Genomic DNA, 1,212 nt, shown 5'->3' with positions numbered 1-1,212 from the left:
GCTTCGACGGCGCCGTTGCCGTCTTCGCCATTGGCGGCCAGGCCGTCGACCACCTCGATGATCCAGTCGGCGATCTGGCGGAATTCGACCTCGCCGAAGCCGCGGGTGGTGCCGGCGGGCGACCCCAGACGGATGCCCGACGTGATGGTCGGCTTTTCGGGGTCAAACGGCACGCCGTTCTTGTTGCAGGTGATATGCGCGCGACCCAAGGCTTTCTCGGTGGCGTTGCCCTTGACGCCTTTGGGGCGCAGGTCGACCAGCACCACATGGGTGTCGGTGCCGTGGGTCACCGTGTCCAGACCGCCCTTGATCAGCTGATCCGACAGCGCCTGGGCGTTGGTGATCACCTGCTTGACATAGTCCTTGAACTCGGGCCGCAGCGCCTCGCCGAAGGCCACGGCCTTGGCCGCGATCACATGCATCAGCGGGCCGCCCTGAATGCCGGGGAAGATGGCCGAGTTCACTTTCTTGGCGATATCTTCATCATTGGTCAGGATCATGCCGCCGCGCGGGCCGCGCAGGGTCTTGTGCGTGGTGGTGGTGGCCACATGCGCATGCGGGAAGGGGCTGGGATGCTCGCCCGCCGCGACCAGACCGGCGAAATGCGCCATGTCCACGTGCAGATAGGCACCGACCATGTCGGCGATCTGACGCATGCGGGCAAAGTCGATCTGGCGCGGGATGGCGGAACCGCCGGCGATGATCAGCTTGGGCTGGTGTTCCTTCGCCAGCGCCTCGACCTGATCGTAGTCCAGCATGTTGTCCTGCTTGCGCACGCCGTACTGAACCGCATTGAACCACTTGCCCGACTGGTTGGGCTTGGCGCCATGGGTCAGGTGACCGCCAGCATCCAGGCTCATGCCCAGAATGGTGTCGCCCGGCTGGATCAGCGCCTGAAACACGCCCTGGTTGGCTTGAGAGCCGGAATTGGGCTGCACGTTGGCGAATTCACAGCCGAACAGCTGTTTGGCGCGGTCGATGGCCAGGTTTTCGGCGATGTCGACGAACTGGCAACCGCCATAGTAGCGGCGGCCGGGATAGCCTTCGGCGTATTTGTTGGTCATCACCGAGCCCTGCGCCTCCATCACGGCGGCAGAGACGATGTTCTCGGACGCGATCAGCTCGATCTCGTCGCGCTGACGACCCAGTTCCGACGTGATCGAGCCAAAAAGCTCGGGATCACGATCAGAAAGGGACTGGGTGAAAAATCCG

The 1,212-nt window shown here is 63.7% G+C and carries 1 protein-coding gene; it reads right to left on the bottom strand.

Annotation, left to right across the window (positions count from 1 at the left end; translation table 11 throughout):
• Positions 1 to 1,212, bottom strand: a 1,212-nt coding sequence (gene glyA / locus GS612_RS20425; RefSeq protein WP_171642793.1) for a serine hydroxymethyltransferase, incomplete at both ends; no start/stop codon positions are given.

The sequence above is a fragment of the Ruegeria sp. HKCCD6157 genome (assembly GCF_013110685.1).
Lineage (GTDB): Bacteria > Pseudomonadota > Alphaproteobacteria > Rhodobacterales > Rhodobacteraceae > Ruegeria.
This window is presented reverse-complemented; position numbering and strand designations above follow the sequence as displayed.